General features: G+C 65.3%; 12 protein-coding genes. 9 read left to right on the forward strand and 3 right to left on the reverse strand.

Annotation, left to right across the window (positions count from 1 at the left end; translation table 11 throughout):
* Nucleotides 1-17: 17 nt before the first annotated feature.
* The 5 genes from pbpC (at nucleotide 18) to ABIB95_RS17345 (ending at nucleotide 5,903) form a co-directional block, all read left to right on the forward strand.
* Nucleotides 18-2,126: a penicillin-binding protein 1C gene (pbpC, locus tag ABIB95_RS17325; protein ID WP_502917838.1), complete on the forward strand. Its 2,109-nt coding sequence runs from the start codon at nucleotides 18-20 to the stop codon at nucleotides 2,124-2,126.
* 50 nt (nucleotides 2,127-2,176) lie between these two features.
* Nucleotides 2,177-3,919: an ArnT family glycosyltransferase gene (locus tag ABIB95_RS17330; RefSeq protein ID WP_354240802.1), complete on the forward strand. Its 1,743-nt coding sequence runs from the start codon at nucleotides 2,177-2,179 to the stop codon at nucleotides 3,917-3,919.
* On the forward strand, nucleotides 3,920-4,765 hold the full coding sequence (locus ABIB95_RS17335) for a phosphatase PAP2 family protein (RefSeq protein WP_166341537.1): 846 nt from the start codon (nucleotides 3,920-3,922) through the stop codon (nucleotides 4,763-4,765).
* A 65-nt stretch (nucleotides 4,766-4,830) separates the two neighbouring features.
* Entirely contained in the window at nucleotides 4,831-5,568 is a 738-nt protein-coding gene (locus ABIB95_RS17340; RefSeq protein WP_354075493.1) for a glycosyltransferase family 2 protein, read from the forward strand.
* Nucleotides 5,565-5,903 (forward strand): lipid-A-disaccharide synthase N-terminal domain-containing protein, encoded by a 339-nt coding sequence (locus ABIB95_RS17345; protein WP_071914138.1) that lies wholly within the window; start codon nucleotides 5,565-5,567, stop codon nucleotides 5,901-5,903. The genes ABIB95_RS17340 and ABIB95_RS17345 overlap by 4 nt, the downstream gene beginning before the upstream one ends.
* A gap of 9 nt (nucleotides 5,904-5,912) precedes the next feature.
* On the opposite strand, the gene ABIB95_RS17350 is transcribed toward ABIB95_RS17345, so the two are convergent.
* On the reverse strand, nucleotides 5,913-7,601 hold the full coding sequence (locus ABIB95_RS17350; RefSeq protein ID WP_354240805.1) for a Na/Pi cotransporter family protein: 1,689 nt from the start codon (nucleotides 7,599-7,601) through the stop codon (nucleotides 5,913-5,915).
* Nucleotides 7,602-7,757: 156 nt separating this feature from the next.
* Nucleotides 7,758-8,942, reverse strand: a complete 1,185-nt coding sequence (gene metC, locus ABIB95_RS17355; protein ID WP_038957187.1) for a cystathionine beta-lyase — start codon at nucleotides 8,940-8,942, stop codon at nucleotides 7,758-7,760.
* 394 nt (nucleotides 8,943-9,336) lie between these two features.
* On the opposite strand from metC, the gene ABIB95_RS17360 reads away from it, so the two are divergent.
* Genes ABIB95_RS17360 through ABIB95_RS17375 form a run of 4 tightly spaced genes read left to right on the forward strand, consistent with a single transcriptional unit; the run spans nucleotide 9,337 to nucleotide 13,844 of the window.
* Entirely contained in the window at nucleotides 9,337-10,353 is a 1,017-nt protein-coding gene (locus ABIB95_RS17360) for an amino acid ABC transporter substrate-binding protein (protein ID WP_063983422.1), read from the forward strand.
* 19 nt (nucleotides 10,354-10,372) lie between these two features.
* Nucleotides 10,373-11,578 (forward strand): amino acid ABC transporter permease, encoded by a 1,206-nt coding sequence (locus ABIB95_RS17365; RefSeq protein WP_247310409.1) that lies wholly within the window; start codon nucleotides 10,373-10,375, stop codon nucleotides 11,576-11,578.
* Nucleotides 11,575-13,095, forward strand: a complete 1,521-nt coding sequence (locus ABIB95_RS17370; RefSeq protein WP_354240807.1) for an amino acid ABC transporter permease — start codon at nucleotides 11,575-11,577, stop codon at nucleotides 13,093-13,095. Before ABIB95_RS17365 ends, ABIB95_RS17370 begins: the two co-directional genes overlap by 4 nt.
* An 11-nt stretch (nucleotides 13,096-13,106) precedes the next feature.
* Nucleotides 13,107-13,844, forward strand: coding sequence for an amino acid ABC transporter ATP-binding protein (locus ABIB95_RS17375; protein WP_063983419.1), 738 nt, complete (start codon nucleotides 13,107-13,109; stop codon nucleotides 13,842-13,844).
* 176 nt (nucleotides 13,845-14,020) lie between these two features.
* Here ABIB95_RS17375 and ABIB95_RS17380 read toward each other — a convergent pair whose 3' ends face one another.
* The gene (locus ABIB95_RS17380) at nucleotides 14,021-15,055 is read right to left on the reverse strand and encodes a cysteine synthase A (protein ID WP_354240809.1); all 1,035 of its coding nucleotides are present in this window, start codon (nucleotides 15,053-15,055) and stop codon (nucleotides 14,021-14,023) included.
* Nucleotides 15,056-15,081: the final 26 nt, after the last annotated feature.

Here is a 15,081-nt window from a genome sequence, read left to right on the forward strand (position 1 = left end):
GTGCCGAAGAAAAGAACGTGGATGGCCGGGACAAGCCCGGCCATGACGGAGTGCGGAGCTGGGGTCATCGTGTCCTCTCGGCTGCCGCCTTCGCCTTCATCCTCACCATCATCGGCTTCGTCGCCTGGGTCTACGCGCTCGGCCCGCTCCCGCTCGACGAGGCGCGCCAGGTCTCCACCACGGTCGTCGATCGCAACGGAAAACTGCTGCGCGCTTATGCCATGGCCGACGGCCGCTGGCGGCTGCCGGTCGATGCCAGGGCCAACGTCGATCCGACCTATCTGAAGCTGTTGCTCGCCTATGAGGACCAGCGCTTCTACGCGCATAACGGTCTCGACCCACTCGCTCTCGGGCGCGCCGCACTACAGCTCACCACGCGCGGCCACATCGTCTCGGGCGGCTCGACCATCTCGATGCAGCTGGCGCGGCTGATGGAGCCGCGGCGGCAACGCTCGCTCTATGCAAAGCTGCGGCAAATCGTGCGGGCGATCGAGATCGAGCGCAGCATGAGCAAGGCCGAGATCCTCGACCTCTATCTCGCGCTGGCGCCCTACGGCGGCAATCTCGAAGGCATCCGCTCAGCCTCGATCGCCTATCTCGGCAAGGAACCGAAGCGGCTCTCGCTGGCCGAGGCCGCGCTGCTGGTGGCGCTGCCGCAATCGCCGGAGACGCGCCGGCTCGATCGCTATCCCGAGGCCGCACGTAAAGCCCGCGACCGCGTGCTGGACCGCATGGTCGAGGAACATGTGGTCAGCCTTGAGGACGCGAAGCAGGCCAAGGCCGTGCTCGTGCCAAAACTGCGCAAGCCGATGCCGATCCTCGCGCCGCATGCCTCCGACACGGCGCTTTCGACGATCAAGGATACGCCGGTCATCAAGCTGACGCTCGACGCCAATCTGCAGAAGGTGCTGGAACCGCTGGCGCGTGACCGCGCCATTGCGCTCGGGCCCAATATCTCGGTCGGCATCATCGTGGTCGACAATGAGAGCGGCGACGTGCTCGCTCGCGTCGGTTCGGCCGATTATTTCGACGAGAGCCGGGCGGGGCAGGTCGACATGACCCGCGCCGTCCGTTCGCCGGGGTCGACGCTAAAACCCTTCATCTACGGGCTCGCCTTCGAGGACGGCTTCGTCCACCCCGACAGCTTGATCGACGACCGGCCCGTCCGCTTCGGCTCCTACGCGCCGGAAAATTTCGACATGACGTTTCAGGGCACGGTGCCGGTGAAGAAGGCGCTGCAATTGTCGCTGAACGTGCCGGCGATCGTGCTGCTCGACCGCGTCGGCGCGAGCCGGCTGTCGTCGCGGCTGCGACAGGCCGGCGGCAATCTGGTTCTGCCCAGGGACGAGGCGCCGGGGCTCGCGATGGGACTCGGCGGCGTCGGTGTGACACTGCAGGACCTCACCCAGCTCTATACGGGCTTCGCCCGGCTCGGCACCACCATGCCGTTGCGCGACCTCATGACCGGTCGGGACGATCAGGAACCGCTGCGGCTGCTGGACCAGGTCGCAGCCTGGCAGGTCGGCAACGTGCTCCTGGGCACGCCTCCGCCCGAAAATGCCGCCCATAACCGCATCGCGTTCAAGACCGGCACCTCCTACGGCTATCGCGACGCCTGGTCGGTCGGCTTCGACGGCCGCATGACCATCGGCGTCTGGGTCGGCCGGCCCGACGGCGCGCCGGTTCCCGGCCTGATCGGCCGCGTGGCCGCAGCCCCGATCCTGTTCGATGCCTTCGCCCGCACCGGCAAGACGCTGGCCCCGTTGCCGAAGCCGCCGAAGGGAACCCTGGTCGCCAGCAACGCCAAGTTGCCATTGCCGCTGAAGCGGTTCCGCCCGGTCGGGGACCTGGTGCGGACCGGCAGCGAGCAGGCGCTGCACATCCAGTTCCCGCTGAACGGCTCGCGGATCGATGTCGACCGTTCCGGCGGCGAGGGGAGTGCAGCCATGCCGGTGAAGGTCGCTGGCGGCGTCCTTCCCATGACCATCATGGTTAATGGAACATCACTCGGCGAGATCGACGGGCGCCGCCAGCGCCTGATCGATCCGCCCGGTCCGGGCTTTGCGCGGCTCACCGTGATCGACGCCACTGGCGCCGCGGACACAGTTGTCATTCGAATTCAATGACCCCGCCTTAACCGGTTGTCCGAATGACGGTTTCAGCGTAAGCGGAACCAATGGCCGAGACCTATCCCAGCCCCCGTTTTGGAGCACCCCGCGAGCCGAAAGCGCCCGTGAATCCGGGCAGCCGGCTCGTGCTTATGCTGGACTACGCCACGGCCAGTCACGCCCGCGCGGTCGGCTTCCTGCTGCTGTGTGCGCTGCTGCTGTTCCTGCCGGGCTTCTTCACGATTCCGCCTGTTGACCGCGACGAGGCGCGCTTTGCGCAAGCGACCAAGCAGATGGTCGAGAGCGGCGATTATGTCGACATCCGTTTTCAGGAAGACGTCCGCTACAAGAAGCCGGTCGGCATCTACTGGTTGCAATCGGCCGCAGTTGAAGCCGCATCAGCGCTCAAGCTGCCGAAGGCCGAATTGCGGATCTGGGTGTACCGGCTGCCGTCGCTGATCGGCGCCATCGGCGCCGTGCTGATGACCTATTGGGCCGCGCTCGGCTTCGTCACGCGGCGCGCCGCTGTGCTTGCCGCGCTCCTGATGTGTGCCTCCGTGCTGCTCGGCGTCGAAGCACGGCTGGCGAAGACCGACGCGATGCTGCTGTTCTGCGTGACCGCCGCGATGGGCGCGATGTCGCGCGCCTATCTGTCGTGGCAGCGCGCCGAGGATGAGACCCATCCGCCGTGGAGCTGGCCCGCGATCTTCTGGACCGCGCTCGCGGTCGGCATCCTGATCAAGGGTCCGCTGATCCTGATGTTCGCAGGCCTCACCATCGTCGCGCTCGCGATCCAGGACCGCGATGCCTCGTGGCTGTGGAAGCTGCGTCCGCTCTGGGGCCTGATGTGGATGCTGGTGCTGGTGCTGCCCTGGTTCGTCGCGATCTTCTGGCGCGCGGGCGATGCCTTCTTCGCCGATTCCGTCGGCGGCGACATGCTGAGTAAAATCGGCGCCCAGGAATCCCATGGCGCGCCGCCCGGACTGTACCTGGCACTGTTCTGGATCACATTCTGGCCGGGCGCGCCGCTTGCGGCGATGGCGGCGCCGGCGGTGTGGCGGGCCCGGCGCGAGCCCGGCGCGCAGTTCCTGCTGGCCTGGCTGATCCCGTCCTGGATCGTGTTTGAGGCGGTGCTGACCAAGCTGCCGCATTACGTGCTGCCGCTGTATCCGGCGATCGCGATCCTCACCGTCGGTGCGCTGGAACGCAACGTGCTGTCGCGCTCGTGGCTCGCGCGCGGCTCGGCCTGGTGGTTCGCGATTCCCGCTGCCGCCTCGATCATCGCCGTCGTCGGCGCGGTCATGCTGACGCGGCAACCGGCGTTCGTGGCCTGGCCGTTCATTGCGGCCTCGCTCATTTTCGGTCTGTTCGCCTGGTGGCTGTTCGACACCAATCGCGCCGAGCGGTCGCTGCTCAACGCACTGGTCGCAGCGCTGATGCTCGCGGTCGTGGTCTACGGCATCGTGCTGCCGTCGCTGACCCCGCTGTTTCCGAGCATCGAGATCGCACGCGCGCTTCGCAACGTCACCTGCATCGGGCCGAAGGCAGCCGCCGCCGGTTATCACGAGCCGAGCCTCGTGTTCCTGACGGGCACGCAGACGCTGCTCACAGACGGCTCGGGCGCGGCGGATTTCCTGCGCCAGGGGAGCTGTCGCTTCGCGCTGATCGAGCAGCGCTCGGAGCGCAGCTTCGTGCAGCGGGCCGAGGCGATCGGGCTGCGCTACAAGGTCGGTACGCGCATCGACGGCTATAATTTCTCGCAAGGGCGCGCGATCTCGATCTCGATCTTCCGCTCGGAAGGCACTGAGTAGATGCCGGCGCCAGCCGACATCACGCCGCGCCCGGGCTATCCCGCGCAATTGCTCGCGGTGTCGGGCCGTGCCCTGGCGCAGCTCGTCCGTACGCCTTCGCATTCATGCCGCGCCGAAGCCGCGCGAAAGCTGGCGCGGCATTCGCTTTGGCTCAGCGCGGCCGGTGCGGCCTTGATTATCGTGCTGATGCTCGCGTTCGATCAGACCGAGATCCAGCTGATGCCGGTGCGTGGCACGCCGAGCCTGTGGCCGATCCGCATCCTCACCGATTTCGGCAAGGACGAGTATGTGCTCTCGGTGCTCGGGGGGACGCTGGTGCTCCTGGCGCTCGTTGCAGCGGGATTGCACGGCACCCGTCGTGGGTTGCTGCTCGGCCTCGGTACGCGGCTGCAGTTCATGTTTCTGTCTGTCGCCCTGTCCGTGTTCGTTGCCGAGATCCTGAAATATCTCATCGGTCGCGGACGTCCGTTCGTGAGCGGCAAGGCCGATCCGTTCAACTTCATCCCGTTCGAGGGAACGGGGGCTTATGCCAGCCTGCCGTCGGGTCATGCGGTCACGGCGTTTGCGCTGGCGTTTGCGGTCTCGGCGCTGTGGCCGCGCCTGCGCGTGTTCATGTTCACTTACGCAATCGTGATCCTGCTGACCCGGCTGGTGCTGCTCGCGCATCATCCGAGCGACGTCGTCGCCGGCGCTCTGGTCGGCATGGTCGGCGCCATGGCAGTGCGCTACTGGTTCGCGGCCCGGAGGCTCGGCTTTGCCATCCGCGCCGACGGCACCATTGTGCCTCTTGCAGGGGCGGTCTCGGGCCGCCTCAAAAGGGTTGCCCACGGGGCATCCGCCCCATAAAAGCGGCTGCCTGCCGGGACCGCCGGTTCCCCGGGGCAGGCCAATTCCAACCACGAGCTTTCGATTTGTCGTCGTCCCAGCCTTCGGTTTCCATCGTCGTTCCCGTGCGCAACGAAGCCGACAACATCGCGCCGCTGATCGAGGAGATCGGCGCGGCGCTCGACGGCCGCTGGGCCTATGAAATCATCTACGTCAATGACGGCTCGACGGACGCGACCGGCGAACGGCTCGGCGCGATCATGCAGCAGCGGGACAATCTCCGGCAGCTTCGCCATGCCAGATCAGGCGGCCAGTCAGCAGCAGTGCGCAGCGGCGTGCGCGCAGCGCGCGGCGCGATCGTGGCGACGCTCGACGGCGACGGGCAGAACAATCCCGCCTTCCTGCCGGACCTGATCGCGGCGGTCGAGAAGGGGGCGGGACGCGTCGGTCTCGCGGCCGGTCAGCGTGTCGGACGCAAGGATACCGGATTCAAGAAATTCCAGTCGCGCGTGGCGAACGGCGTCCGCAATGCGATCCTGAAGGACGGAACGCGCGATACCGGTTGCGGCCTGAAGGCGTTCCGGCGCGACGTGTTCCTGATGATGCCCTATTTCGACGGGCTGCATCGCTTCCTGCCGGCGCTGGTGCGCCGAGAGGGCTACGAGATCGCCTATGTCGACGTGATCGACCGGCCGCGCCGTTCCGGCGTGTCAAACTATGGTTTCTTCGACCGGCTGTGGATCGGCATCATGGATCTCGTCGGCGTGTGGTGGCTGATCCGCCGCAAGAAGCCGACACCAGATGTGACTGAGGTAAAGGCATGATCATCCAATACGGTCAGGCGTTGAATAACTATCTCTACGACGTCTTCGTCGCCAAGTTCGACTTCTGGCTGGCGTTCGGCCTCGTCGCGCAGCTGTTCTTCACCGCGCGCTTCCTGGTGCAGTGGATCGCGAGTGAGCGCGCCGGCAACAGCGTGGTGCCGATGGCGTTCTGGTTCTGCTCGATGGGCGGCGGCCTGATGACGCTGGTCTACGGCGTCGTGAAGCGCGAGCCCGTCATCATTCTCGGACAGGCGCTCGCGACCATCATCTACATCCGCAACATCATGCTGATCATCAAGAACCGCGGCCGCGCCTCGAGGACGCTGGAACGCTGAGACGCGCCGCTAGCGCGGTAACGCCGACGCCGCGCCGGAGGTGGGCAGGGCGGTATCCGCCTCACTCCTGCGATATGGCTCGCCGGCGGCATCGAGCACCGGATAGGCGACCGAGCAGATATGCGAGTGGATGCGGCGCAGGTCGCGCAGCACGTCCAGATGCAGCGAGGTGGTCTCGATGGTCTCGGGGCGGCCCTCGCGCAGGCGGTCGAGATGACGCTCGACGGCGGCGAGCTCGGTATTCTTCAGCGTGGTCTTCTCCACCAGCAGCTTGCGCGCTTCGTTGGCATCGCCCGACATGAAGACGCCGAAGGCGATCCGCAGCGAGTCCATCGTGCGCTTGTGGAAGGCGGCGAGCTCCTCGGCGCCCTCGGCCGAGAACTGGAAGCGCCGCTTGATTTTTTTGGTCGCGAGCTCGCTCAGGCTCTTGTCGATGATATCGCCGATATGCTCGAGGTTGATGGCGAAGGAGATGATCTCCATCGCGCGCCGCCCCTCGCTCTCGTCGAGGCTGCCCCGCATCAGCTTCGTCACATAGAGCTTGATGGCTTCGTCGAGGCTGTCGACGACATTGTCCATCTTCGTGACCTGGTCGACCAGTACGCGGTCGCCGGTCATCATCGCCGCCATCACCTTGCGCAGCATGACCTCGACGAGATCGCCCATGCGCAAGGTCTCGCGCGCGGCGTCGGCGAGCGCCAGCGACGGCGTCTCCAGCGCGCTATCGTCGAGATAGCGCGGCCGGGCCGGATCGTCTTCCCGGACGCGATCGGGCAGCAGCCGGGTCAGGAGCCGGGACATGATGTCGAGCAGGCCGATGAAGATGACGGCGGTGCCCACGTTGAAGGCGATGTGGAAGGCCGCCGTCATCCTGGCGAGATCGGGCTGCCAGGCGTGCATGTGCTCGGCGATCCCACTCAGGAACGGCAGCACCAGCGCGATCCCGATCACGCGGTTGGCGAGATTGCCAAGCGGCAGGCGGTAGCTCGCGGGATCGTCGCGCCGGGCGCCCTCGAACACGGGATTGATGGCGCTGCCTAGATTGGCCCCCAACACCAGCGCGAGGGCTGCGTAAGGCGTGATGAACTGCGAATAGGCCAGCGACATGATCAGCAGCACGCTGGCGACGCTCGAATGCACCGCCCAGGTGACGAGCGCGGCGATAACGATGCAGAGCACGGGATCGCCCGTGATCGCCGACATCATGACGCGAACACCCGGCGCGTTCTCGGCCGGAGCCAGCGTGTCGAGCAGGATGTGCAGCGAAAGCAGCATCAAGCCGAGGCCGATGAAGACGCGCCCGATATCCTTGATCCGCGACCGTGGGCCGGAGCGGAAGGCGACGAGCCCGAGCACGAACAGGACAGGCGCAACGGCTGCGATGTTGAACGACAGCACCTGCACGATCAGCGTCGTGCCGACATTGGCTCCCAGCATGATGGCGAGCGCGGCAGCCAGGCTGACGAGGCCTTCTGCCGCGAATGAGCTGGTGATCAGCGCCGTCGCCGTGCTGCTCTGGAGCAGCGCGGTGAGGCCTAGTCCGGCGGCGAACGCGTTGAATCGGTTGCCGAGCGCCTTGCCGAGCAGCCGCCGCAGGTCCGGGCCGAAGGCGCGCAGAATCCCGCTGTGGACCATGTGCAGGCCCCACAGCAACAGCGCCACGCCGCCCATCAGATCGAGCAGAACCAACGTTCCCATGCTCCGCGTCCGGATTGGAGTCGATTGGTGAGGCTAGCGCCAAACGTCAGCAGTTCAAACCCTTTGTTGGCGCATCCGCGTTAACGTTTGCGGCGGTTGCGCGTTCCCGCGGCGCGCGATTGCCGCGTCCCGAGGCGCGATGCCTTGTGAGCAGGCTCACATTGCCGCCTTGAGGGCAGCGAAGCCGCGATCGAGATCGGACTTGAGATCGTCGACGCTTTCGAGGCCGATGTGCAGTCGCAGGGTCGGGCCGCCCGGCGACCACTTGGTGGCGGTGCGATAGGCGTCGCAATCGAAGGGAATCACGAGGCTCTCGAAGCCGCCCCAGGAGAAGCCCATGCCGAACAGCTTGAGCGTGTCGAGCATGGTGTCGACGGCCTTCTGCGGCGCGGGCTTCAACACGATGCTGAACAGGCCGGACGCGCCGGTGAAATCGCGCTTCCAGATCGCATGGCCGGGATCGGTTTCGAGCGCCGGATGCAGCACGCGCGCGACCTCGGGTCGGGCCGCGAGCCAGCGCGCCATGTCGAGCCCCGAGCGATGATGCTGCGCCAATCGTACCGACAGGGTGCGCAGGCCGCGTAGCGCGAGGAAGACGTCGTCAGGGCCGGCGCAGACGCCGAGCAGGCGGATGCCTTCGGCGATCTGCGGCCAGGCCTTGGCGTTGGCCGAGATGGTGCCGAACATGATGTCGGAATGGCCGCCGATATATTTGGTGGCGGCCTGCATGCTGATGTCGACGCCCTGGTCGAGCGAGCGATGATAGAGCGGCGTCGCCCAGGTGTTGTCGTCGATGACGAGCGCATCGCGCGCATGCGCGACCTCGGCGATGGCGCGGATGTCCGGCATCTCGAACGACTGCGAGCCCGGCGCTTCCACCAGCACCGCGCGGGTGTTGGGCTTGAACAGCTTGTCGATGCCCGCGCCGATCAGCGGATCGAAATAGGTGGTCTCGATCCCAAGGCGCGCGAGCATGCCGTTGCAGAAATTGCGCGAGGGCCGATAGACGTTGTCGCAGACGAGCAGATGGTCGCCGGTCTTCAGCACCGAGAGCAGGGTGGTGGAGATCGCCGACAGGCCTGACGGCACGATGCCGACGCCGGCGCATTGCGGCCCCTCCAGTGCCATCAGCGTCTCCTGGAACGCCCTGGTGGTGGGGGTGCCGTGGCGGCCGTACTGGAACTCGCCGCGATGGGCGTGCAGGTCCTCGGCGGTCGGATAGAGCACGGTTGAACCGTGAAACACCGGCGGATTGACGAACCCCTTCTGCGCCTTGGTGTCGCGGCCGGAGGTCACCAGCCGGGTTTCGGCGTGCTGTTGGGAGGGGTGCGAGGAATCCATGCGTCTGCTTTCAAAACCGCGTTTCCACCGGGCGCGCCGCGCCCGCGGGCCGGCCGAAGGCCGCTGCCGTTAATAACAGAACACAGAAGAGTCCCGTCAACCCCTTGACCCGGCTCGCCAGTCGTTCTGAGATGCGCGGGTGCTATTCAGTCGCCGCATGTTGAGGGGCTGCCGCGACCTTCGATCCATCGTCTGACCGGACCTTGCGTCACAGCCATAACGGCGGGCGCCTGCGGCGGGGGATTAAGGTATGGCCTCCCGGGATGGGCGAGTGTTCGGCAAGGTTTTCCAGCATGACTCTTGCAAGGCTAGTCTTGATGCGGCTAGCCCTGGCGGAGACGATCCCAAAGACGCCATTCCTGACCTTGAGACGACTTTGAAAGGCCTTCAGCCCATGAAACGCGTAACTCTGGCTCTCACTCTCGCTGTCGCCGCCGGCCTCTCCGCCCAGGCCGCCGATGCGCAAACGCTCAAGACCATCAAGGACCGGGGCATGCTGTCCTGCGGCGTCAGCCAAGGCCTGCCCGGCTTCTCCTCGCCCGACGACAAGGGCAACTGGACCGGGCTCGACGTCGACCTCTGCCGCGCGATCGCAGGCGCGATCTTCAACGATGCGACCAAGGTCAAGTACGTGCCGTTGTCCGCCAAGGATCGTTTCACGGCGCTGCAATCCGGCGAAATCGACGTGCTCTCGCGCAACACCACCTGGACCATCTCGCGCGACACCTCGCTCGGCGCCAACTTCACCGGCGTGACCTATTATGACGGGCAGGGCTTCATGGTGAAGAAGTCGCTCAAGGTGAATTCGGCGCTCGAGCTCAACAGCGCCTCGGTCTGCGTCCAGACCGGCACCACCACCGAGCAGAACCTCGCCGACTACTTCAAGGCCAACAACATGAAGTACGAGGTGATCGCGTTCGGCACCAACGACGAGACCGTCAAGGCCTATGAAGCCGGGCGCTGCGACGTCTTCACCACCGACCAGTCGGGCCTGTACGCCAACCGCCTCAAGCTTGCCAATCCCAACGACCATATGGTGCTCCCCGAAATCATCTCGAAGGAGCCGCTCGGGCCGATGGTGCGTCACGGCGACGACCAGTGGTTCGACATCGTGAAATGGACTCTGTTCGCCCTGGTCACCACGGAAGAGCTCGGCGTGACCTCGAAGAACGTCGATGAGAAGGCGAAACTGGAAAATCCGGAGCTGAAGCGCGTGCTCGGCAGCGACGGCAATTTCGGCGAACAGCTCGGCCTGACCAAGGACTGGGTGGTGCGGATCGTGAAGGCCACCGGCAATTACGGCGAGGTGTTCGATCGCAACGTCGGCGCCGGTTCGCCGCTCGGCATCAGCCGTGGCCTCAACAATCTCTGGAATAAGGGCGGTCTTCAGTACGCGCCGCCGATCCGCTGATCCCGCCTGATCCGCGGCGATGAGCACCGAGGCTCGAAAACCGCCGGCCCAGATCGCGCTGAAGATCAGGCGTGTTCTGGGCGGCAAGGCAGGCTGGAACGGCGTCGCCGTCCAGTTTGCCTTCGCGGCGATCCTGGGCTGGATTGGCTATGAGATCGTTTCCAACGCCCGGACGAACCTCGAAAACCAGCACATTGCCGCCGGCTTCGGCTTCCTCCGGAACAATGCCGGCTTCGACGTCAACCAGACCCTGATCTCCTACACCGGCTCGGACACATTCCTGCGCGTGTTCGTGGTCGGGCTTTTGAACACGCTCGTGGTCTCGGTGGTGGGCATCTTCTTCGCCACCGTGATCGGCTTCATCGTCGCGCTGTGCCGGCTGTCGCCCAACTGGCTGTTGTCGCGCGTCGGCGAGATCTATGTCGAGATCTGCCGAAATCTGCCGGTGCTGTTCCAGATCCTGTTCTGGTACCTGGCGGTTCTCGCGGCCTTGCCCAATCCGCGGCAGAGCATTTCGCTGCTGGGCATCGCCTTCATCAGCAACCGTGGGCTCGTCATTCCGCGCCCGATCGGTGAGGGCGGCTTCGAGCCATTCCTGGCGATGCTGGTCCTCGGCATCGTCGCTTCGCTGGTTTTGCGCTTCTATGCGCGGCGGGCGCTATTTCAGCGCGGTCAGATGATCCGGATCTGGCCCTATGTGCTGGGCCTGCTGTTCGGGCTGCCGCTCGCGGCCGTGCTGGTGTTCGGCCTGCCCTTCACCTTCGAGCTGCCGCAGCTCAAGGGGTTCAATTTTGCCGGCGGCTCAAGAGTCATCCCGGAATTCGTGGCGCTGACGCTGGCGCTGTCGACCTATACCGCGGCCTTCATCGCCGAGATCGTGCGCGCCGGCATCCTGTCCGTCCACTCCGGTCAGATGGAAGCGGGATCCTCGCTCGGCCTGAGCCGCGGCACCACGCTCCGCCTGATCGTCGTGCCGCAGGCGATGCGCGTCATCGTGCCACCGCTGACCAACCAGTACCTCAACCTCACCAAGAATTCCTCGCTCGCGGTCGCGATCGGCTATCCTGACCTGGTGTCGGTGTTCGCCGGCACGTCGCTGAGCCAAACCGGGCAGGCGATCGAGATCATTGCCATGACGATGGGCGTCTACCTCCTGATCTCGCTGCTCACGAGCGCCGTCATGAGCGTCTACGGTTGGCGCGTCAGCCGGAGCCTGGGCGCATGAGCGACATCATCTCGTCCGCCTACGTCCGCCAGGACCTGCTCACTGAGCGGCCTGCGCCGGTGAAGACCACGGGCTTCATTGGCCTCGTGCGGACCCGCCTGTTCAATTCGCCGACCAACATTTTGCTCACGATCGTGGGCGCGTTGCTGCTCTGGTTCACCATCATTCCCTCCGTCAGGTTCCTGATGGTCGATGCGGTCTGGAGCGGCAAGGATCGCACGGCGTGCCTGACCGAGAATGCCGGCTTTACGGTCGGCGCCTGCTGGCCCTTCATCCAGGCCAAGCTGCCGCAATTGATCTACGGCTTCTATCCCGAGGCCGAGCGCTGGCGGGTCAACCTTTCGCTGATCCTGGCGGCGGCTCTGCTTCTGCCGCTGCTCATTCCGCGCCTGCCGGCGAAGGGACTGAACGCCGGTCTGTTCTTCTTCGCCTTTCCCGTGGTGGCGTTCTTTCTGCTGCACGGCGGCGGCATTACCGGGTTCGGCCTGAGCTGGACGGCCGGCCTGCTGCAACTGTTCGACGACAGCATCATCGGCGCTGGGCAGGCTCTGCTCAGTCTCGCCAAGACCTCGGCCATCGCACCGCTCTTCTGGCTGGCCGGCAATCTCATCGTGCTGGTTGGCAGCGCGATCTACTGGCTGATCTTTCCGCTGACCTGGCTCCGTGACCAGCTCCAGGGAACGGGCCAGCAGGTCTGGGCCGATTTCGCCATCACGGCGGCGATCGTCTCCCTGATCGCCTTCGTTCTCGGCGGCGGCATTCGCACCGGCAGCCGGGCGCTGACATCCAGCATCGCCACCTTTATCGGCATCGCGGTCGTGATCAAGCTGATGGGGCTCGATCACGGCGGCCTGCCGATCGTGGGCACAAATCTGTGGGGCGGGCTTCTGGTGACGCTGGTGGTCTCCGTGACCGGCATCGTCACCTCGCTGCCGATCGGCATCGCGCTGGCGCTCGGCCGCCGCTCGACCATTCCGCTGATCCGGATCTTCTCGATCGCCTTCATCGAGTTCTGGCGCGGCGTGCCGCTGATCACCGTGCTGTTCTTCGCAACCTACATGCTGCCTTTGTTCCTGCCGGGCAATTTCACGGTCGACGGTCTGGTGCGCGCGCTGATCGGCATTTCGCTGTTCACGGGCGCCTATCAGGCCGAGAACGTCCGCGGCGGGTTGGCCGCGATCCCGCGCGGGCAGGGCGAAGCGGCGGCCGCTCTGGGCCTGTCCTGGTGGAAGACGACCTCGCTGATCGTGCTGCCGCAGGCGCTGCGCCACGTCATTCCGAACCTCGTCAACAGCTTCATCTCGCTGTTCAAGGACACGTCGCTGGTCTCGATCGTGGCGCTGTTCGACCTGCTGGGCTCGCTCCGGGCGTCGTTCTCGGATCCGAAATGGTCGACGCCGTCGACCGCGTTCACCGGCTTTGCGTTCGCCGGGATTATCTACTTCATCTTCTGCTTTGGAATGTCGCGCTACTCGCTCTTCGTCGAGCATCGCCTCAACGCCCACCGTCGCAACTGATCGAGGTCATCATGTCCGACCCCATCGTCAAGATTTCCGGCCTCAACAAATGGTACGGCGAGTTCCACGTGCTGCGCGACATCGACCTCGAGGTCAAGAAGGGCGAGCGCATCGTGATCTGCGGCCCCTCAGGCTCGGGCAAGTCGACGTTGATCCGCTGCATCAACGCGCTCGAGGAATTCCAGGAGGGCGAGATCGTCGTCGACGGCATCGAGCTCGGGCCGAACCTGAAGCACGTTGATGCGGTCCGCCGCGAGGTCGGCATGGTGTTCCAGAGCTTCAACCTGTTCCCGCATCTGACCGTGCTGGAGAACTGCACGCTGGCGCCGATCTGGGTGCGCAACATCCCGAAGAGGGACGCCGAGGTCAACGCGATGAAATTCCTGGAGCGGGTCAAGATCCCGCACCAGGCCAACAAGTTTCCTGGACAGATGTCCGGCGGCCAGCAGCAGCGCGTCGCGATCGCACGCGCGCTGACGATGAACCCCAAGGTGATGCTGTTCGACGAGCCGACCTCGGCGCTCGACCCCGAAATGGTCAAGGAAGTGCTCGACACCATGGTCGACCTCGCCGAGGAGGGCATGACCATGCTGGTCGTCACTCACGAAATGGGCTTCGCCCGCGAGGTCGCCAACCGCGTCGTGTTCATGGATGCCGGCCAGATCATCGAGGCCAACACGCCGAACGAGTTCTTCGCCGCTCCCCAGCACGCGCGGACGAAGCTGTTCTTGAGCCAGATCTTGCGGTGATCTTGCGCTGACCTCGTAGGGTGGGCAAAGGCGCGTCGCGCCGTGCCCACCATCCCTCGGCGATCGCGGCAAGCATGGTGGGCACGCTTCGCTTTGCCCACCCTACGGCTACGGCACCGCCGCTTGGCTCAACTTGAGCCGGACTTCGTAATCCGGGCGGCCGCAACCCTCCCGGCCTAGACGAACGGCGGCTTGATGTTGCTGCGCCTCTCCAGCCATTCCGGCACCGGCAGGTTCTTGGCGCGCATGAAGTCGGCATTGAACAGCTTCGACTGATAGCGGCTGCCGGAATCGCAGAGCACGGTGACGATGGTCTTGCCGGGCCCGAGCTGTTTCGCGAGTCGTATCGCGCCGGCGATGTTGATGCCGGTGGAACCGCCGAGGCACAGGCCTTCGTGCTGGAGCAGCTCGTAGATCACCGTGACGGCTTCCGCGTCGGGAACGAGATAGGCGTCATCCACCTTCGCGCTCTCGACGATTGCGGTCGCACGGTTGAGCCCGATACCTTCCGTGATCGAGCCGCCCGGCGTCGCCTTGGCGTCGCCGCTCCGGAAATATTCGAACATGCCGGCGCCATGCGGATCGGCGCAGGCGATCCTCACGTTCTTGTTCTTTTCTTTCAGATAGCGGCTGACGCCGGCGAGCGTGCCGCCGCTGCCGACCGAGCAGACGAAGCCGTCGACCTTGCCGCCGGTCTGCTCCCAGATCTCGGGACCCGTCGACTCGTAGTGCGCCTTCGCATTGTCGAGGTTATTCCACTGGTCTGCGAACAGCACGCCATTGGGCTCGGTCTTGCGCAGCTCGTCGGCGAGCCGGCGGCCGACATGCTGATAATTGTTGGGATTCGCATAGGGCAGGGCCGGCACCTCGATCAGCTCGGCGCCGCACAGCTTCAGAAAATCCTTCTTCTCCTGGCTCTGCGTCTCCGGGATCACGATCAGCGTGCGGTAGCCGCGCGCGCTCGCCACGACCGCGAGGCCGATTCCGGTGTTACCGGCGGTCGCCTCCACCACGAGACCGCCCGGCTTGAGCTCGCCGCGCTTCTCGGCCTCCAGGATCATCCATTTGCCGGCGCGGTCCTTCACCGACTGGCCCGGATTCATGAACTCGGCCTTGCCCAGAATGGTGCAGCCGGTCAGTTCGGAGGCGCGCTTGAGCTTGATGAGCGGGGTGTTGCCGATGGCTTCGACAACGTCATTTTTGATGGTCATGTCAGGCAATTACCGGCTGGATCATA

This window comes from Bradyrhizobium sp. LA2.1 (assembly GCF_040547725.1).
In the GTDB taxonomy this organism is placed as follows: domain Bacteria; phylum Pseudomonadota; class Alphaproteobacteria; order Rhizobiales; family Xanthobacteraceae; genus Bradyrhizobium; species Bradyrhizobium barranii.

Coding starts and splice junctions, on each gene's coding strand:
- ABIB95_RS17335 (WP_166341537.1), top strand. CDS start 3,920: ATGCCGGCGCCAGCCGACATCACGCCGCGCCCGGGCTATCCCGCGCAA.
- ABIB95_RS17370 (WP_354240807.1), top strand. CDS start 11,575: ATGAGCGACATCATCTCGTCCGCCTACGTCCGCCAGGACCTGCTCACT.
- ABIB95_RS17350 (WP_354240805.1), bottom strand. CDS start 7,601: ATGGGAACGTTGGTTCTGCTCGATCTGATGGGCGGCGTGGCGCTGTTG.
- ABIB95_RS17330 (WP_354240802.1), top strand. CDS start 2,177: ATGGCCGAGACCTATCCCAGCCCCCGTTTTGGAGCACCCCGCGAGCCG.
- ABIB95_RS17345 (WP_071914138.1), top strand. CDS start 5,565: ATGATCATCCAATACGGTCAGGCGTTGAATAACTATCTCTACGACGTC.
- ABIB95_RS17365 (WP_247310409.1), top strand. CDS start 10,373: ATGAGCACCGAGGCTCGAAAACCGCCGGCCCAGATCGCGCTGAAGATC.
- ABIB95_RS17380 (WP_354240809.1), bottom strand. CDS start 15,055: ATGACCATCAAAAATGACGTTGTCGAAGCCATCGGCAACACCCCGCTC.
- ABIB95_RS17360 (WP_063983422.1), top strand. CDS start 9,337: ATGAAACGCGTAACTCTGGCTCTCACTCTCGCTGTCGCCGCCGGCCTC.
- ABIB95_RS17375 (WP_063983419.1), top strand. CDS start 13,107: ATGTCCGACCCCATCGTCAAGATTTCCGGCCTCAACAAATGGTACGGC.
- metC (WP_038957187.1), bottom strand. CDS start 8,942: ATGGATTCCTCGCACCCCTCCCAACAGCACGCCGAAACCCGGCTGGTG.